Here is a 17,408-nt window from a genome sequence, read left to right as displayed (position 1 = left end):
GTCAGTGCGGGCGCTTCTTCAGCGCACGCGTACCGGACGGATCGACGCCGAGCCACTGCATCGCGACGAGCAGCGGCAGCGTCATCAGCAGGAACAGGATCGTGTACGCGCTGCCGACTTCGAGGCGCAGCGACGCATAGGTATCGGCGAGCCCGACCGGCAGCGTCTTGGTGTCGGGCGTATGCAGCATCCACGTGAGGTTGAACTCGCCGATCGACAGCGTGAGCACCGCGAGCGCGCCGGCGACGATGCCCGGCCGCAGGTTCGGCAGCACGATCGTGACGAAGCGCGTGACGAACGACGCGCCGAGGCTCGCCGCGCCTTCCTCGAGCGTGCGCAGGTCGGCGCCGGCCGCAACCGCCGCGACCGCGCGCACCATGAACGGCAGCGTGAACACGACGTGGCCGACGACGATGAACCACAGGCTCATCCGGAATGCGGTGAAGCCGCCGTACACGACCAGCAGCGCGAGCGCCGAGGCCAGGCCCGGCAGCGCGACCGGCAGCACGAGCGCTTCCTCGATCGCACGCGCGACGCGGCTCTTGCTGCGCGCGAGCGCATAGCCGGCCGGCACGCCGATCGCGAGCACGATCGCGAGCGTCGCGAACGCGACGTAGAGCGACAGCGCGACCGAGCCGTGATACTGCTGCCACACCTGTTCGAGCCAGCGCAGCGTGAGGCCGCTCGACAGCCCGCGGAAATAATTGACGGTGAGGCCCGCGAGCACCGACATCACGACGGGCACGATCAGGAACGCGCACAGCAGCAGCGTGACGCTCCATTGCAGCGCGGCGATCGCGCGCGCGCCCGTGACGCGCGGTGCACGTCGTGCGACGCCGTTCGCATGCGACGGAGCGGGCGCCGACGACAGCGTGGAAGAGCCGGAAAGCGATTGCATGAAGGAATCCTCAGGCCGCGGCGGCGGCGGTGTGGCCGGTGAAGCGGCGCGCGAGCGCGAGCACGGCCCAGGTGACGATGCCGAGCACGATCGACAGGCCGGCCGCCGTCGCGATGTTCGCGTTCAGCGTGAACTCGGTGTAGATCGTCATCGGCAGCACGTTCAGGTCGGTGGCGAGCGTAAACGCGGTGCCGAACGCGCCCATCGCGGTCGCGAAGCAGATCGCGCCGGCCGCGATCAGGCCCGGCGCGAGCGCGGGCAGCACGATGTCGACGAAGATGCGCCACGGCGACGCGCCGAGCGAACGCGCCGCTTCCTCGAGCGACGCGTCGAGCTTCGACGCGGCCGCGATCACGGTGACGATCACGCGCGGAATCGAGAAATACAGGTAGCCGATGAACAGGCCGGCAACCGAGTACGCGAACACCCACTTGTCGCCCGTGAGCTTCGCCGACAGCATGCCGATCAGCCCCTGGCGCCCGGCGAGCATGATCACCATGAAGCCGACGACGACGCCCGGGAACGCGAGCGGAAACGTGAGCAGCGCGAGCAGCACGCGCTTGCCGGCGAATTCGCGGCGCGCGAGCAGCAGGCCCGAGATCGTCGACAGCGCGAGCGTCGCGAGCGTGACGCCCGCGGACAGCGCGACCGTCTCGCCGAGGCTCTTCATGTAGCGCGCATTGCCGAGCAGCGCCGCGTAGTGCGAGAAGAAGGCGCCGTCGGCGGACACCTGCACGAGCGACGCCATCGGCAGCAGCCAGAACGCGGCGAATACCGCGAGCGCCGGCGCGACGAGCGCGATGCGCCAGCGCAGCGGGAAAGTCAGGTCGAGCATCGGTTGCGTCCCGCGGCTTACTGCATCACTTGCAGGTACTGCTGGCCGAACGCCTGCTGGCCGGCCGCCATCTTGCCGAAGTCGACCGGCTTGGCGCGCGCGTATTCGCTCGCCGGCAAGAACTTCGCGGCGACGTCGGCGCCGAGCGCCTGCGCGCGCACCGGGCGCAGGTACGCATTGGCCCACAGCTTCTGGCCTTCGTCGGACAGCACGAAATCGAGCACCTTCCTGCCGTTCGCGTCGTGCGGCGCGCCCTTCACGAGGCTCATCACGTACGGTACCGCGATCGTGCCTTCCTTCGGAATCACGAATTCGACGTTCGCGTTGTCCTTGTATTTCGCGCGATACGCGTCGAAGTCGTAGTCGAGCAGGATCGGAATCTCGCCGGACAGCACGCGCGCATACGCGGTCTGCTTCGGCACGATCGGCGCATTTGCCTTCAGCTTGCGAAACCAGTCGAGCGCCGGCTTGAAGTTGTCGAGGCTGCCGCCGAGCGCCTGGTTGACGGCGACGGCGCCCGCGTAGCCGACGAACGCGCTCGACGGATCGAGGTAGCCGACCATGCCCTTGTATTCGGGCTTCAGCAGATCGGCCCACGAGCGCGGCACCGGCTTGCCGTCGAGCGCGTCCTTGTTCACGAAGAAGCCGAGCGTGCCCGAGTGGATCGCGAACCAGTAGCCTTGCGGATCCTTCAGGTTCGCGGGAATGTCGTTCCAGTGCGCGGGCTTGTACGGTGCGATCACGCCCTTGTCCTTTGCCTGGAACGCCGACGACACGCCCAGGTAGACGACGTCGGCGACCGGGCTCTTCTGCTCGGCAATCAATTGCGCGATCGACTGGCCCGAGTTCTTGTTGTCGAACGGCACGCGAATGCCGGTTTTCTGCTTGATCGCCGCGATCTGCGCGGCCCAGTCCGCCCATTCGGGCGGGCAGTTGTAGCAGATCGCCGTTTCGTCGGCATGAGCCGCGGGGGCGCCGGCGACGAGCGCGGCAAGGGCGAGCGGCGCGGCAAGCGCGCGCAGCAGCGAGGTCAGGCGAAAGGACACGGTGGGTCTCCGGGCGAGTGGGAGGGTGGTCGGTGTGCGTGGCGCGTGCGTGTTGCGATCAGGCCTTGCGCAGTTGCAGGTCGGTGGCGGGCGGCGCAATCGTCGCACCGTCGCGCACCGCATGCGGCAGGATCGTCGACGTGCGGTCGATCGCCGCGCCGCCGATGCATTCGACGAGACGCTGCCACGCGTGGCAGCCGATGTCGTGGTTCGGCGTCGCGACGCTCGCGAGCGGCGGCGCGAGCAACTCGCCGATCGCGATGCCGTCGAAGCCGAGCACCGACAGATCGTCGGGAATCGAGAAACCCGCGCGGCGCAGGCCGCGCATCACGACCATCGCGAGCAGGTCGTTGCTGCAGAAGAGGGCGGTCGGGCGCGTGGCGTGCGCGGTGAGATGCGCGAGCACCGCATCGGGCAGTTCGGGTGCGTTGAAGTCGACCTCGACGGGCGGCAGCGGGGCCACGCCGCTTTCCTTGAGCGCCTGCGCATAACCGAGATGACGCTGGCGCGCGCGATCTGACGCGGCGAGCGAACCGGCCAGCATCAGCACGCGGCGGTGGCCGCGCGCGGTCAGCAATTGCACGCCGTCATGGGCGGCGCGGCGGTTGTCGACCGACACCGACGGACGGCGCCGCGTGTCGTTGTGCATCAGCACGTAGTGCGGGCCGTCGCGGTCGAGCATGTCGAGCAGCGGGTGCGTGTCCGCATCGGCGACGGTGAGGATCAGCCCTTCGACGCGCTGCTCGCGCAGCGTCTCGATCGCATGACGTTCGCGCGCCGCATCGTATTCGGTGGTCATCAGGATCAACTTGAAACCGGCCGCGGTCGCGAGCGCGTCGATGCCTTGCAGGCAGTCGGCGAACACCGGGTTCGACAGCGTCGGCACGACGACGCCGACAAGCCGCGTGCGTTCGCCGCGCAGTTGCCGGCCGAGCGGACTCGGGCGGAACTGCAGCGTGTCGATGGCGGTGCGGATCGTCTGCAGCGTGGCGGGGCTGACGGTATGCGGCGCGTTGATCGCACGCGAAACGGTGGCGATCGAGAAGCCCGCGAGGGCAGCGACGTCCTTGATGGTCGAGGTCATGAAGTCATGCGATGTAAACGTTTTCGGCCGGGGAATTATCGAAAACGTTTGTGACTTCGCGATGACGCATGCGACGCTTGTTTCGCGAACGGCACGACACAAACGTCAGACGGTTGACGGCGTCGGACGACGCGCGACCGATTGTATCGACGGAGGCGGCGGCGCGGGATGAAATCGTCGGGCGTGGTGTCGGTATCGAATGCGCGGGCCGAGGCGGTGCGACGATGGCCGGTGTCGCGATGCGGCGCGGCGGAATAAGGGAACGCATGCGCCAAGCAATGGTAGAATCGCGTCCGCCCTCTTGCCGGGGTGATGAAATTGGTAAACATAGCGGACTTAAACGATTGAGTGCCCGGCCGGAAACGGTCGGTGCAGAACCCTTCAAATTCGGCGAAACCCCTGATGCGCGCATCGAGGCAACGCCGAGCCAAGCCTCGCGGCACCCGCGAGGAAGGTGTAGAGACTAGACGGGGGGCGCCTAAGGCGCACGGGCAGCGGTCACGCCCGCGCGCGACGGTGAAGGCATAGTCCAGCGCACGAACGGTTCTCGCACGCGAGGCCGGCTTTGAAAGAAGCAGTGTGACGAAAATCCGCCGCCTTAACTGGCTTGCCGGTTCGAGTCCGGTCCCCGGCACCATCGATTGCGTCGACGCGATCGATTCGATGACGGTGTAAAAAACCCGCGAGAAATGCAGCGCTCGCGGGTTTTTTATTGCGTGCACGCATGTGCGGCGGCACGCCGGCGTGGCTCGCGATGAGCTTCGCTGCGCCGAAAACGGCGCCATGTGATACTGGCACGCTCGTCGCGGCGTACGCCAGCGTCACCCTGGCGAACGCGTCCCCCGACCGCTTTTTCCCCATCGTTTGCCTCTCGCCAGACCACCCGTCATGACCGACTCGACCCATCACTATTACGAACCGTCGCAAGGCCACGGCCTGCCGCACGATCCGTTGAACGCGATCGTGGGCCCGCGCCCGATCGGCTGGATTTCATCGCGCGGCAGCGACGGCACGCTGAACCTCGCGCCGTACAGCTTCTTCAACGCGTTCAACTACCGCCCGCCGATCATCGGCTTTTCGAGCACCGCCGCGAAGGACAGCGTGCGCAACGTGCAGGAGACTGGCGAGTTCGTGTGGAATCTCGCGACGCGCGATCTCGCGGAGCGGATGAACCAGACCTGCGCCGCCGTGCCGTACGACGTGAACGAATTCGAACTCGGCGGCCTGACCGCGGTGCCGTCGCGTCTCGTGAATGTGCCGCGTGTCGCGGAAAGCGGTGTGAACTTCGAATGCAAGGTGACCGACGTGATCCGGCTGCGCGATCATCACGGTGTCGAGACACCAGCCACGCTGGTGCTGGGCGAGGTCATCGCGGTCCATATCCGCCACGACCTGCTGAAGGACGGCATCTTCGACACGTTCGGCGCGGGCATCATTCTTCGTGCGGGCGGCCCGTCGGCGTACGTGCACGTGAAACCCGACAGCCGCTTCGACCTGTTCCGTCCCGACGCGTGATCGATCGCGCGCCGCAGTAAGCCGGCAACCGGCGCGTACAAGCGCCCGAACCAGACGCAAGACCCCGCGGAGATCCCAGGATTTCTCCCGGGGTCTTTTGCTTCGTACCCTCACATGATCGGGACGGTGCCGATCCGTCCGTTCCTCGATGCCCGCTCGTCGTCCCAGCCCCGGCGACGATGCGCTGCAGCAAACCCGTCCTTCGCCGCCTCCGCCCGCCGCACTCACGAGCCGCCGACCGCGCCATGGCAAATCTGCTCACCACGAACGAGCGGCTTGGGCATCGACGCCCGCCGCTGCCAGGCATAAATTTCCAAGGTTGACGCGCTTATCCGCGCGCCAGCTCACGCGCGGGCCGGCAACCGGCTCGCGCGTTCCCAACCAGCGTGAGACACAATCGAGCGTGGAGACGACACGATGAGCCTGTCAGAGCCATTGCGTCTGCATGTGCCGGAGCCCACCGGGCGCCCGGGCTGCAAGACGGACTTTTCCTATCTGCATCTATCGCCGGCCGGCGCCGTTCGGCGCCCGCCGATCGACGTAGCCGCGGCGGACACCGCCAATCTCGCCCGCAGCCTCGTGCGCGTGCTCGACGACAGCGGCAAGGCCGTCGGCCCGTGGGCGCCCGATCTCGACGATGCGCGACTGATCGCCGGGCTGCGCGCGATGCTCAAGACCCGCATTTTCGACGCGCGCATGATGATCGCGCAGCGCCAGAAGAAAATCTCCTTCTACATGCTGAGCCTCGGCGAAGAGGCGATCGGCACCGCGCACGCGATGGCGCTGCGCGACGGCGACATGTGCTTTCCGACCTATCGGCAGCAGAGCATCCTGATCGCGCGCGACGTGCCGCTCGAACGGATGATCTGCCAGCTGATGTCCAACGAAGGCGATCCGCTGAAGGGCCGCCAGCTTCCGGTGATGTACTCGGATCGCGAAGCCGGCTTCTTCTCCATTTCCGGCAACCTCGCGACGCAGTTCATCCAGGCGGTCGGCTGGGCGATGGCGTCGGCGATCAAGGGCGACACGAAGATCGCGTCCGCATGGATCGGCGACGGCGCGACGGCCGAGGCCGATTTCCACACCGCGCTCACGTTCGCGCACGTGTACCGTGCGCCGGTCGTGCTGAACGTCGTCAACAACCAGTGGGCGATCTCGACGTTCCAGGCGATCGCGGGCGGCGAGGGCACGACCTTCGCCGGGCGCGGCGTCGGCTGCGGGATCGCGTCGCTGCGCGTCGACGGCAACGACTTCCTCGCGATCTACGCGGCGTCGAGCTGGGCGGCCGAGCGCGCGCGCCGCAATCTCGGCCCGACGCTGATCGAGTGGGTGACCTACCGCGCGGGCGCGCATTCGACGTCGGACGATCCGACCAAGTACCGGCCGAGCGACGACTGGTCGCATTTCCCGCTTGGCGACCCGATCGAGCGCTTCAAGCGTCACCTGATCGTGAAGGGCATCTGGTCGGACAGCGCCCATGACGCGTTGACGGCCGAGCTCGAGGCCGAGGTGATCGCCGCGCAGAAGGAAGCCGAGAAATACGGGACGCTGGCCGACGACCGGATTCCGTCGCCGGCCTCGATGTTCGACGACGTGTACAAGGAGCTGCCCGCGCACCTGCGCCGTCAGCGCCAGGAACTGGGAGCGTGATCATGGCGCGACACGAAACGGATACGGCGACGCAGCCGATGACGATGATCCAGGCGCTGCGCTCCGCGATGGACGTGATGCTCGGGCGCGACAGCGATGTGGTCGTGTTCGGGCAGGACGTCGGCTATTTCGGCGGCGTGTTCCGCTGTACCGAAGGACTACAGAACAAATACGGCAAGTCGCGCGTGTTCGATGCGCCGATCTCGGAAGGCGGGATCGTCGGCGCGGCGGTCGGGATGGGCGCGTACGGATTGCGGCCCGTCTGCGAGATCCAGTTCGCCGACTATTTCTATCCGGCTTCCGACCAGATCGTGTCGGAAGGCGCGCGGCTGCGCTACCGCTCGGCCGGCCAGTTCACCGCGCCGATGACGATCCGGATGCCGTGCGGCGGTGGCATCTACGGCGGGCAGACGCACAGCCAGAGCCCGGAGGCGATGTTTACGCAGGTGTGCGGGCTGCGCACGGTGATGCCGTCGAATCCGTACGACGCGAAAGGGCTGTTGATCGCATCGATCGAGAACGACGATCCGGTGATCTTCCTCGAACCGAAACGGCTGTACAACGGCCCGTTCGACGGCCATCACGAACGGCCGGTCACGTCGTGGCTCAAGCATCCGGCGAGCGCGGTACCCGAAGGCTACTACACGGTGCCGCTCGATACGGCCGCCATCGTGCGGCCCGGCAACGACGTGACGGTGCTGACGTACGGCACGACCGTGCACGTGTCGCTGGCCGCGGCCGAGGAGACGGGCATCGACGCGGAAGTGATCGACTTGCGCACGCTGTGGCCGCTCGATCTCGATACCGTCGTCGCGTCGGTGCGCAAGACCGGGCGCTGCGTCGTGGTGCACGAGGCGACGCGCACCTGCGGTTATGGCGCGGAGCTCGTATCGCTGGTCCAGGAACACTGCTTCTATCACCTCGAAGCGCCGGTCGAGCGCACGACGGGCTGGGACACGCCGTATCCGCATGCGCAGGAATGGGCGTACTTTCCGGGGCCGACGCGGGTCGGTGAAGCGTTGCGACGCGTGATGGAGGCGTGAGATGGGGATTCATGTCATCAAGATGCCGGATATCGGCGAAGGGATCGCCGAGGTCGAGCTGGTGGCCTGGCATGTGGAAGTCGGGCAGACGATCAAGGAGGACCAGCCGCTCGCCGACGTGATGACCGACAAGGCGGCGGTCGAGATTCCGTCGCCGGTGGCGGGCAAGGTGATCGGGCTGGGCGGCCGGATCGGCGAGATGATGGCGGTCGGCAGCGAGCTGATTCGGCTGGAAGTCGAAGGCGACGGCAACCTGAAGGCGGCGGCACCGGTGCGAGAAACGAAGGTAGCAACCGCACCGGTCGCGTCGGCGACGTCGAAGCCGGTGGCCGACGCGCCGTCCGAATCGCCCGAGCGGCCCGAGCCGCCCGCGCATGCGGCGCATCGCGTACCGGCGAAACCGCGCCGCGACGAACCGGCCGCGCAGCCGCGCGCGGCGCTCGCGCCGGGCGAACGGCCGCTCGCGTCGCCTGCCGTGCGTCAGCGTGCGTGGGACATGGGTATCGAGCTGCGCTACGTGCGCGGCACCGGCGAAGCCGGGCGGATCCTGCATGCGGATCTCGATGCGTATGCGCGTACCGGCGGCACCGCGAGCGGCGCGCAACCGCGCGGCTACGACGAACGCCATGACCAAACCGACGTGCCGTTGATCGGCCTGCGGCGCGCGATCGCGCGCAAGATGCAGGAAGCGAAACGCCGCATCCCGCATTTCAGCTACGTCGAGGAAATCGACGTGACCGAGCTCGAATCGTTGCGCGCGGAACTGAACCGCCGCCACGGCGACACGCGCGGCAAGCTCACGCCATTGCCGCTGCTGATTCGCGCGATGGTGATCGCGCTGCGCGATTTCCCGCAGATCAACGCGCGTTTCGACGACGAGGCGGGCGTCGTCACGCGCTACGGCGCGGTGCACATGGGCGTCGCGACGCAGACCGACGGCGGCCTCACGGTGCCCGTGCTGCGCCATGCGGAAGCGCGCGACGTGTGGTCGATCTCGGCGGAAATCGCGCGGCTCGCCGACGCGGTGCGCGCGAACCGTGCGCAGCGCGACGAGCTGAGCGGCTCGACGATCACGATCTCGAGCCTCGGCGCGCTCGGCGGCATCGTGTCGACGCCGGTGATCAATCATCCGGAAGTGGGCATCGTCGGCGTAAACCGGATCGTCGAGCGGCCGATGATCCGCGACGGCGCGATCGTCGCGCGCAAGATGATGAACCTGTCGTCGTCGTTCGATCATCGCGTCGTCGACGGCGCGGATGCGGCCGAATTCATCCAGGCCGTGCGCGCGGTGCTCGAACGCCCGGCACTGCTGTTCGTGGAGTGAGCCGATGAAGAACGAACACACCACACTGCTCGTCATCGGCGGCGGCCCGGGCGGCTACGTGGCCGCGATCCGCGCCGGCCAGCTCGGCATCCCGACCGTGCTCGTCGAACGCGACCGGCTCGGCGGCACCTGCCTGAACATCGGCTGCATTCCGTCGAAGGCGCTGATCCACGTGGCCGACGCGTTCGAACAGGCGTGCGGCCACGCGGGCGAAGAGGCGCTCGGCATCCGTGTGCGCACGCCGGAGATCGACATCGCGAAAAGCGTCGCCTGGAAGGACGGCATAGTCGAGCGGCTGACGCGCGGCGTCGGCGCGCTGCTCAAGAAGAACGGCGTGCGCGTGCTGCACGGCGAAGCGCGCGTGATCGACGGCAAGACCGTGGAAGTGGTCGCCGGCAGCCATACGGTGCGGATCGGCTGCGAACATCTGTTGCTCGCGACCGGGTCCGAGCCGGTCGAGCTGCTGTCGATGCCGTTCGGCGGACACGTCGTGTCGTCCACCGAAGCGCTGTCGCCCGCGACGCTGCCGAAGCGGCTGGTCGTCGTCGGGGCCGGCTATATCGGGCTCGAACTCGGGATCGTCTATCGCAAGCTCGGCGTCGACGTCAGCGTCGTCGAAGCGGCCGAGCGCGTGCTGCCCGCGTACGATGCCGAACTCGTGCGGCCGGTTGCCGATTCGCTCGCGCGGCTCGGCGTGCGGCTGTGGCTCGGCCACAAGGTGCTTGGGCTGGCCAAGGACGGCGCGGTGCGCGTGCAGGCGGCCGATGGCGCCGAGCAGACGTTGCCGGCCGACCGCGTGCTGGTTGCCGTGGGCCGCCGGCCGCGCGTCGACGGGTTCGGACTCGAGACGCTGATGCTCGATCGCAACGGCCGCGCGCTGCGGATCGACGACGCATGCCGGACCTCGATGCGCAACGTGTGGGCGATCGGCGATGTCGCGGGCGAGCCAATGCTCGCGCATCGCGCGATGGCGCAAGGCGAGATGGTGGCCGAGCTGATCGCCGGCCGGCGCCGCCGGTTCACGCCCGCGTCGATTCCAGCCGTGTGCTTCACCGATCCCGAGATCGTGACGGCCGGCTGGTCGCCGGACGACGCGCACGCGGCCGGCGTCGATTGTCTGAGCGCGTCGTTTCCGTTCGCCGCGAACGGGCGCGCGATGACGTTGCAGGCGACCGACGGATTCGCGCGCGTCGTCGCGCGGCGCGACAATCATCTGATCGTCGGCTGGCAGGCGGTCGGGCGCGGTGTATCGGAGCTGGCCGCGGCGTTTTCGCAGTCGCTGGAGATGGGCGCGCGGCTGGAAGACATCGGCGGCACGATCCACGCGCATCCGACGCTCGGTGAAGCGCTCCAGGAAGCGGCGTTGCGTGCGCTCGGGCATGCGCTGCATGTCTGACGTCATCGCCTGACGGGGCGCCGCCGGTGCGTCACGCACGTATCGGCGGCGCTCGCGGCGTCTGATGCACTTCATGTTGTTCATCGGTATCGGCACGCGCCGGTCCCGAAGCCGATCCGGTTGCCCGTACTCGCACGCCGGGTCGGGAACGCGCGCAACGGCAGCGCCGGCCGCGCCGCATTCGATCGCATCCGACAGTGCCGTAATTTTTCGAGACGAGGGGAGGGTTGCCGCCGCCGCGTCGGCCGACGATCATGTCGATAGCCGGAAACCGGGCCGCCTGGGTCCGCCAACGCAGGCTCCCTCCACACGGAATAGCGGACATGAAACTGCTGCTCGTCGGTGCGACCGGACTCGTCGGGCGCCACGTCCTCGAAGCCGCGCTGGCCGATGCGCGGGTCGATCAGGTGATCGTCCTCGCGCGCCGGCCGTTGTCGCCGCATCCGAAGATGCGCGCGCTGGAAGTCGATTTCGACCATCTGCCCGACGCGGCCGACTGGTGGCGCGCGGATGCCGTGATCTGCACGCTCGGCACCACGATGCGGGCGGCCGGTTCGCAGGCGGCCTTCCGGCGCGTCGATCACGACTATCCGCTCGCGGTCGCGCGGCTCGCGCACCGGCACGGCACGCCAACCTACGTGCTGAATTCCGCACTCGGCGCGGATGCTGCTTCGCGGATCTTCTACAACCGCGTGAAGGGCGAGGTCGAACAGGCGCTCGCCGGCGTCGGGTTCGATTCGCTCACGTACGGGCGACCGGGCCTGATCGGCGGCAGCCGCGACGAGTTTCGATTCGGCGAACGGCTGCTGGTGTTCGCGCTGAGCGCCGCCGCGCCGGTGCTGCCGGCGAAGTGGCGCGTGAATCCCGCGTCGCGGATTGCGCGCGCCTTGCTCGACGCGGCGATCGACGCACGGCCGGGCGTGCGGGTCGTCGCATCCGACCGGCTCGTCTGACGCGGCCGGGGCGGTGCGCTCGGCAGGCCATTCGTCTGCGCTTGCCGTGCAGTGACGGCTGCTCCCGATCGACTACCCCAGGCCAGCAAAATTTTCATTTTCCCGACATCCGGCTCGCGCCGAAATTGCGTGGGCGCGCCGCAATTGCTGGGACGATTTCGAAAATCCGTCGATTCCGGGTAATCACCGATATCTCGTAAGTTGTATATACAAGATCATCCGCTGGCAATGTCGGCACCCATCGTGCCGCTTGCGCGCCAGCGTGCGGACCATGCGTGCGTGGTGCATGCCGGCGATCCACGGCGCCCCGCATTCGCGGAGCCGAAAGAGTGGCGCGCAGCTTCCTGTCCCGTTCAAACCATGTGTGGTCCTGAGTATCGTGGAGATCGACCCGTGTCAACGAATTCCAGTGGAAAAGCCGGCGGACTGATCGAGGTACGCTCGATCGACTTCATTCCCGACGCCGAGCGCCACGGCGGCCTGCTGAGCCAGTTCACGCTGTGGCTGTCGGCGAACATGCAGATCACCGCGATCGTCACGGGCGCGCTCGCGGTCGTGCTCGGCGGCGACGTGTTCTGGTCGCTGGTCGCGCTGCTGCTCGGCCAGCTCGTCGGCGGCGCGGTGATGGCGCTGCACGGCGCGCAGGGCCCGCAGCTCGGCTTGCCGCAGATGATCTCGAGCCGCGTGCAGTTCGGCGTGTACGGCGCGATGATTCCGATCGTGCTCGTGTGCCTGATGTACATCGGTTTTTCCGCGAGCGGCTCGGTGCTGGCCGGGCAGGCCGTCGCGCAACTGCTGCACGTCGACGACGCGGCCGGCATCCTGCTGTTCGCGGCCGTGATCGTCGTGCTGACCGTGTTCGGCTATCGCGCGATCCACTTCGTCGGCCGGATCGCGAGCGTGGTCGGCATCGTCGCGTTCATCTACATGTTCGTGCAACTGTTCGCGAACCACGACGTCGGCGCGCTGCTCGCGAACAAGCATTTCTCGCTGGCGAGCTTCCTGCTCGCGATGTCGCTGTCCGCGTCGTGGCAGATCGCATTCGGCCCGTACGTGGCCGACTATTCGCGCTACCTGCCGCGCGCGACGTCGTCGGTCGCGACGTTTCTCGCGGTCGGCCTCGGCTCGGTGATCGGCGCGCAGGCGGCGATGGTGTTCGGCGTGTTCGCGGCCGCGCTCGCCGGCAGCCAGTTCGCGCACCATGAAGTGTCGTATATCGTCGGCCTGGGCTCGACGGGCGCCGTGGCCGCGCTGCTGTATTTCAGCATCGCGTTCGGCAAGGTGACGGTGACGGCGCTCAACGCGTACGGCAGCTTCATGTCGATGGCGACGATCGTCAGCGGCTTTCGCGGCAAGGGCGCGGTGTCGTCGAAGAGCCGCCTCGCGTACATCCTCGGGATGATCTGCGTGTCGACGCTGATCGCGCTCGCGGGCCGTCATTCGTTCCTGAAGGAATTCACCGCGTTCATCCTGTTCCTGCTCGCGTTCTTCACGCCGTGGAGCGCGATCAACCTCGTCGATTACTACTGCTTCACGCGTTCACGCTACGACGTGCCGGCGCTGTCCGATCCGGACGGCCGCTACGGCCGCTGGAACGGGATGGCGATCGCGATCTACGTGGTCGGCATCCTGGTGCAACTGCCGTTCATGTCGACGCACATCTACACGGGGCCGCTCGTCGACGCGCTCGGCGGCACCGACATCTCGTGGATCCTCGGCCTCGTCGTGCCGGCCGTGCTGTATTACGTCGGCGCCCGCGCGTCGCGACGCAGCATTCCCGAACGCCTGATTCTGCCGCTCGAACGCGGCGAGGTTCACCACTGACGACACGTCTCGCGCATCGGGCGGGCACGCCGCCGACTCGAGCGCCGGGCCGGGCGCTGCCCACGGGCCGTCACTTCCCCAGTCGCTCCGCGAGCGAGTAGCGCTGCATGCAGCGCTCCATCGCGTCGAGAAACGCGTGCTCGGCCGCATTCATCTTGCGGTCGCGATGCCATAGCAGGAACACGTCGACGTCGACGAGCCCGTCGTCGGGCGGCAGCCGCCACAGCCGTTGCTGCGCGATGTCGTCGCGCACGATGTGCTCGGGCAGGCAGCCGATCCCGTAGCCGGCGAAGATCAGCCGCCGCACTTCGTCGAGGCTCGGCGACGATGCGACGATGCGCCCCGTAAAACCCTTCTGGTCGCGGAACACCGTGAGCGGCGACAGGCTGTCGCCGATCTGGTCGCTCGTAAACGACACGAAATTCTCCGCGAGCAGATCGTCCATCCGCAACTGCGTCTGCCCGAACAGCCGGTGATGGCGGCCGCAGTAGATCGCATAGCGCTGGCGCAGGAAGCAGCGCATCTCCAGCTTGTCGTGCGGCGTGCGGCACAGGCCGAGCCCGGCCGTGGCCGTTTTCTGCAGCAGCGACGACAGGATGTCCGACGAGCGCATTACTTCGATCTGCAGATCGATACGCGGATACGCGCGATGGAAATCCGCGAGGAATTCGTCGTAGACGGGCGATTCGATGCGGCTCACCGTCAGCAGCCGGATCGAGCCGGTCAGGTCGGCCGTGCTGTCGTCGATTTCGGTTTCGAGGCGCGAGATGCCGCCGTAGATGTCGCTCGCGATCCGGTACACGGCTTCGCCGGCCGGCGTCGGCGCGAAGTGCGCGCCGCGCCGCTCGATCAGCCGGCGCTCGAGCGTCTCCTCGAGCCGACGCAGCGCCTGGCTCACGGCCGGCTGCGTGACGTGCAGGCGGGCCGCCGCGCGGCTCACGCTGCGCTCCTGCATGATCACCAGATAGGTGCGCAGCAGGTTCCAGTCGAGGCGGTCGTTCAGGAACGGGGCGAGATCGGGGCGCATCGGGTCTCCGGACAGGGCGGCGGCTAGTCATTAGTTGAATTTATACGGAGAATAATAACTTGAAATTTGACTAATGATTTGCGGCCACCGATAAAGGAGGGGCGCCGCAGCGTGCGGCGCGAGGCCGCGACAGACGGCCGTCGTCACGATATTGCGTGCCGCCCCGCCGCGGCGCGCGTCAGGAGCCCGCATGAGCCAGTCCCTTCCTTCCGCCCGCCAGCCGGCACGCGCCGCGACGGCCGCGTTCATCGGCACGATGATCGAGTGGTACGACTTCTACATCTACGCGACCGCCGCCGCGCTCGTGTTCGGCGAACTCTATTTCCCGTCGCACGACCCGTTCGTCAGCACGATGGCATCGTTCGCGACGTTCGCGGTCGGCTTCTTCGCGCGCCCGCTCGGCGGCGTGATCTTCGGCCATCTCGGCGACCGCATCGGCCGCAAGAAGGCGCTGATGACGACGCTGATGATGATGGGCGTCGCAACCGTGTGCGTCGGGCTGCTGCCCGCCTATTCGAAGGTCGGCATCCTTGCACCGGTGCTGCTCGTCGCACTGCGCGTCGTGCAGGGGATCGCGGTCGGCGGCGAGTGGGGCGGTGCGGTGCTGATGGCGGGCGAGCATGCGCCGCAGGGGCGCCGCACGTTTTTCGCGTCGTTCGCGCAGCTCGGCAGCCCGGCCGGGCTGATCCTGTCGCTGGTCGCGTTCCGCGCGGTCACGTCGATGGACAAGGCCGACTTCCTCGCGTGGGGCTGGCGCCTGCCGTTTCTCGCGAGCGCGGTGCTGCTCGTGGTCGGCATCCTGATCCGGCTCGGCGTGAACGAGTCGCCGGAATTCGCGCGGGTGAAGGAAGCCAACCGCACGGTGAAGCTGCCGGTCGCGGAAGTGTTCCGCTCCGCGTCGGGGCTCGTGCTGCTCTGCATCGGTGCGAACACGATCGGCATCGCGGGCGTCTATTTCACGAACACGTTCATGATCGCGTACACGACGCAGTATGTCGGCGTCTCGCGCTCGCTGATCCTCGACAGCCTGTTCGCGGTCGCGATCATCCAGTTCTTCGCGCAGCCGCTCGCCGCGTGGATCGCCGAGCGCATCGGCGGCGCGCGCTTCCTGAAGCTCGCGGCGCTGCTCGCGATGCTGTCGCCGTATCCGATGTTCATGCTCGTGCAGGGCGGCACGTCCGCGTCGCTGATCGCCGGCATCGCACTGGCCGTCGTCTGCATGGCCGGGTTCTATTCGGTGATCGCGGGCTTCGTCAGCGACGTATTTCCCGCGCACGTGCGCTATTCGGCGATCTCGCTCGCCTACCAGATTTGCGGCGCGATCGCGGGCGGCCTGACGCCGCTCGTCGGCACGTGGCTCGCGCATCGCTTCACGGGCCAGTGGTGGCCGCTCGCGGTGTTCTACACGTGTCTCGCCGGCGTTTCGCTGCTCTGCATCGTCGCGCTCGACGCGCGCCGTGCCGCGCAGCCGGCCGCCGCCGAAGCGCTCGGCTCGCATTGACCCTCAACGCACGAATCGATCCGGAATCCCTATGAACGACCTGCTGGAAATCGACGGCGCCCGCCTGTGGCGGAGCCTGGCCGACATGGCGCGCGTCGGCGCGACGCCGCGCGGCGGTGTACGGCGCCTCGCGCTCACCGATGACGACCGCCGCGGGCGCGACCTGTTCACACAATGGTGCCGCGACGCGGGGCTGACGGTGAGCGTCGATGCCGTCGGCAACCTGTTCGCGCGGCGCGACGGCGCCGATGCGCACGCCGCGCCGGTGCTGATCGGCAGCCATCTCGACACGCAGCCCGAAGGCGGTCGCTTCGACGGCGTGTACGGCGTGCTCGCCGCGCTCGAACTCGTGCGCACGCTGAACGACGCGGACATCGCGACCGACAAGCCGCTCGAGATCGTGTCCTGGACCAACGAGGAAGGCGCGCGCTTCGCGCCGGCGATGCTCGGCTCGGCCGTGTTCACGGGCGCGTTGCCGCTCGACGATGCGCTCGCGAAGCAGGACGCCGACGGCGTCACGCTCGGCGCGGCGCTCGACGCGTGCGGCTACCGCGGCACGCGCGCCACGGGCGGGGCGGTCGATGCATATTTCGAGGCGCACATCGAACAGGGCCCCGTGCTCGAAGCGAACGGCACGACGATCGGCATCGTCACGGGCGGGCAGGCGATCCGCTGGCTCGACGTGACGGTGACGGGCGTGGCCGCGCACGCGGGCACGACGCCGATGCCGTATCGCAAGGATGCGTATTTCGCGAGCGCGCAAATCGCGCTCGAACTCGAGCGGATCGTCGCCGGTTACGCGCCGCGCGGGCTCGCGACGATCGGGCAGGTTGGCATCCGCCACGCGTCGCGCAACACGATTGCCGGCGACCTGACGTTCACGGTCGACCTGCGTCATCACGACGATGCGGAAGTCGATGCGATGGAGCGCGACCTGCGCGACGCCTGCGCTCGCGTGGCCGCCGCGCGAGGCGTGCAGGTGTCGGTCGAGACCTGCTGGCGCAGCCCGGCGACGCCGTTCGACCGCGAGTGTGTCGGGCTGGTCGCGCAGGCTGCTGCCGCGTTCGGCTACACGCACGAGCGGATCGTGAGCGGCGCCGGCCATGACGCAATCCTGCTCGCGCGCCGCTTCCCGACCGCGATGGTGTTCATCCCGTGCGTCGACGGGCTGTCGCACAACGAAGCCGAGGATGTATTGCCCGACGACGTGAGGCGCGGCACGAACGTGCTGCTCCATGCGGTGCTGGCGCGCGCGGGAATCGCGGCGCGCGTCGACGCGGCGGCGGCCACGCACGATGCCTGAAATGGCAAA

At 68.0% G+C, this 17,408-nt stretch carries 14 protein-coding genes; 9 read left to right on the top strand and 5 right to left on the bottom strand.

The window, feature by feature from the left end; genetic code table 11:
* Position 1: 1 nt before the first annotated feature.
* From C5F75_RS12890 to C5F75_RS12875, 4 genes are read right to left on the bottom strand one after another with little or no spacing between them, the layout of a single operon-like run.
* Positions 2-898, bottom strand: a complete 897-nt coding sequence (locus C5F75_RS12890) for an ABC transporter permease (protein WP_104012329.1) — start codon at positions 896-898, stop codon at positions 2-4.
* A gap of 10 nt (positions 899-908) precedes the next feature.
* The gene (locus tag C5F75_RS12885; RefSeq protein ID WP_059644126.1) at positions 909-1,733 is read right to left on the bottom strand and encodes an ABC transporter permease; all 825 of its coding nucleotides are present in this window, start codon (positions 1,731-1,733) and stop codon (positions 909-911) included.
* Positions 1,734-1,750: 17 nt separating this feature from the next.
* Positions 1,751-2,779 carry an ABC transporter substrate-binding protein gene (locus C5F75_RS12880; protein ID WP_059644129.1) on the bottom strand — a complete coding sequence of 343 codons (1,029 nt, stop codon included), beginning with the start codon at positions 2,777-2,779 and terminating at the stop codon, positions 1,751-1,753.
* Positions 2,780-2,837: 58 nt separating this feature from the next.
* On the bottom strand, positions 2,838-3,863 hold the full coding sequence (locus C5F75_RS12875) for a LacI family DNA-binding transcriptional regulator (RefSeq protein WP_060965807.1): 1,026 nt from the start codon (positions 3,861-3,863) through the stop codon (positions 2,838-2,840).
* Positions 3,864-4,751: 888 nt separating this feature from the next.
* Here C5F75_RS12875 and C5F75_RS12860 point away from each other — a divergent pair.
* From C5F75_RS12860 to C5F75_RS12825, 7 genes are all read left to right on the top strand, one after another.
* Positions 4,752-5,378: a flavin reductase family protein gene (locus C5F75_RS12860; protein WP_059573915.1), complete on the top strand. Its 627-nt coding sequence runs from the start codon at positions 4,752-4,754 to the stop codon at positions 5,376-5,378.
* 417 nt (positions 5,379-5,795) lie between these two features.
* A complete protein-coding gene (locus tag C5F75_RS12855) occupies positions 5,796-7,028 on the top strand; it encodes a 3-methyl-2-oxobutanoate dehydrogenase (2-methylpropanoyl-transferring) subunit alpha (RefSeq protein ID WP_059573914.1) in 1,233 nt (410 codons plus the stop codon).
* Between the two features lie 2 nt (positions 7,029-7,030).
* Positions 7,031-8,071 (top strand): alpha-ketoacid dehydrogenase subunit beta, encoded by a 1,041-nt coding sequence (locus tag C5F75_RS12850; RefSeq protein ID WP_059573913.1) that lies wholly within the window; start codon positions 7,031-7,033, stop codon positions 8,069-8,071.
* A gap of 1 nt (position 8,072) precedes the next feature.
* Complete coding sequence (locus C5F75_RS12845) at positions 8,073-9,395, top strand: dihydrolipoamide acetyltransferase family protein (RefSeq protein ID WP_059573912.1); 1,323 nt, start codon at positions 8,073-8,075, stop codon at positions 9,393-9,395.
* Between the two features lie 4 nt (positions 9,396-9,399).
* Positions 9,400-10,791, top strand: coding sequence for a dihydrolipoyl dehydrogenase (gene lpdA / locus C5F75_RS12840; RefSeq protein ID WP_060011479.1), 1,392 nt, complete (start codon positions 9,400-9,402; stop codon positions 10,789-10,791).
* Positions 10,792-11,114: 323 nt separating this feature from the next.
* The gene (locus tag C5F75_RS12835; RefSeq protein WP_060011481.1) at positions 11,115-11,744 is read left to right on the top strand and encodes an NAD(P)H-binding protein; all 630 of its coding nucleotides are present in this window, start codon (positions 11,115-11,117) and stop codon (positions 11,742-11,744) included.
* 393 nt (positions 11,745-12,137) lie between these two features.
* On the top strand, positions 12,138-13,568 hold the full coding sequence (locus C5F75_RS12825) for a purine-cytosine permease family protein (RefSeq protein WP_059573909.1): 1,431 nt from the start codon (positions 12,138-12,140) through the stop codon (positions 13,566-13,568).
* Between the two features lie 70 nt (positions 13,569-13,638).
* Here the strand turns inward: C5F75_RS12825 and C5F75_RS12820 are convergent, their stop codons facing one another.
* Positions 13,639-14,595 (bottom strand): LysR family transcriptional regulator, encoded by a 957-nt coding sequence (locus tag C5F75_RS12820; RefSeq protein WP_050015147.1) that lies wholly within the window; start codon positions 14,593-14,595, stop codon positions 13,639-13,641.
* 190 nt (positions 14,596-14,785) lie between these two features.
* Between C5F75_RS12820 and C5F75_RS12815 the strand changes: the two genes are divergently transcribed.
* Together C5F75_RS12815 and C5F75_RS12810 are read left to right on the top strand one after the other, a co-directional pair.
* Positions 14,786-16,096: an MFS transporter gene (locus C5F75_RS12815; RefSeq protein ID WP_059573908.1), complete on the top strand. Its 1,311-nt coding sequence runs from the start codon at positions 14,786-14,788 to the stop codon at positions 16,094-16,096.
* A 31-nt stretch (positions 16,097-16,127) separates the two neighbouring features.
* Positions 16,128-17,399, top strand: a complete 1,272-nt coding sequence (locus C5F75_RS12810) for a Zn-dependent hydrolase (RefSeq protein ID WP_104012327.1) — start codon at positions 16,128-16,130, stop codon at positions 17,397-17,399.
* The last annotated feature ends 9 nt before the right edge of the window (positions 17,400-17,408 follow it).

The sequence above is a fragment of the Burkholderia anthinoferrum genome, from assembly GCF_002925705.1.
Taxonomy (GTDB): Bacteria; Pseudomonadota; Gammaproteobacteria; order Burkholderiales; family Burkholderiaceae; genus Burkholderia; species Burkholderia semiarida.
The sequence above is the reverse complement of the archived record's forward strand: the minus strand, read 5'-3'. Positions and strand labels throughout refer to the sequence as shown.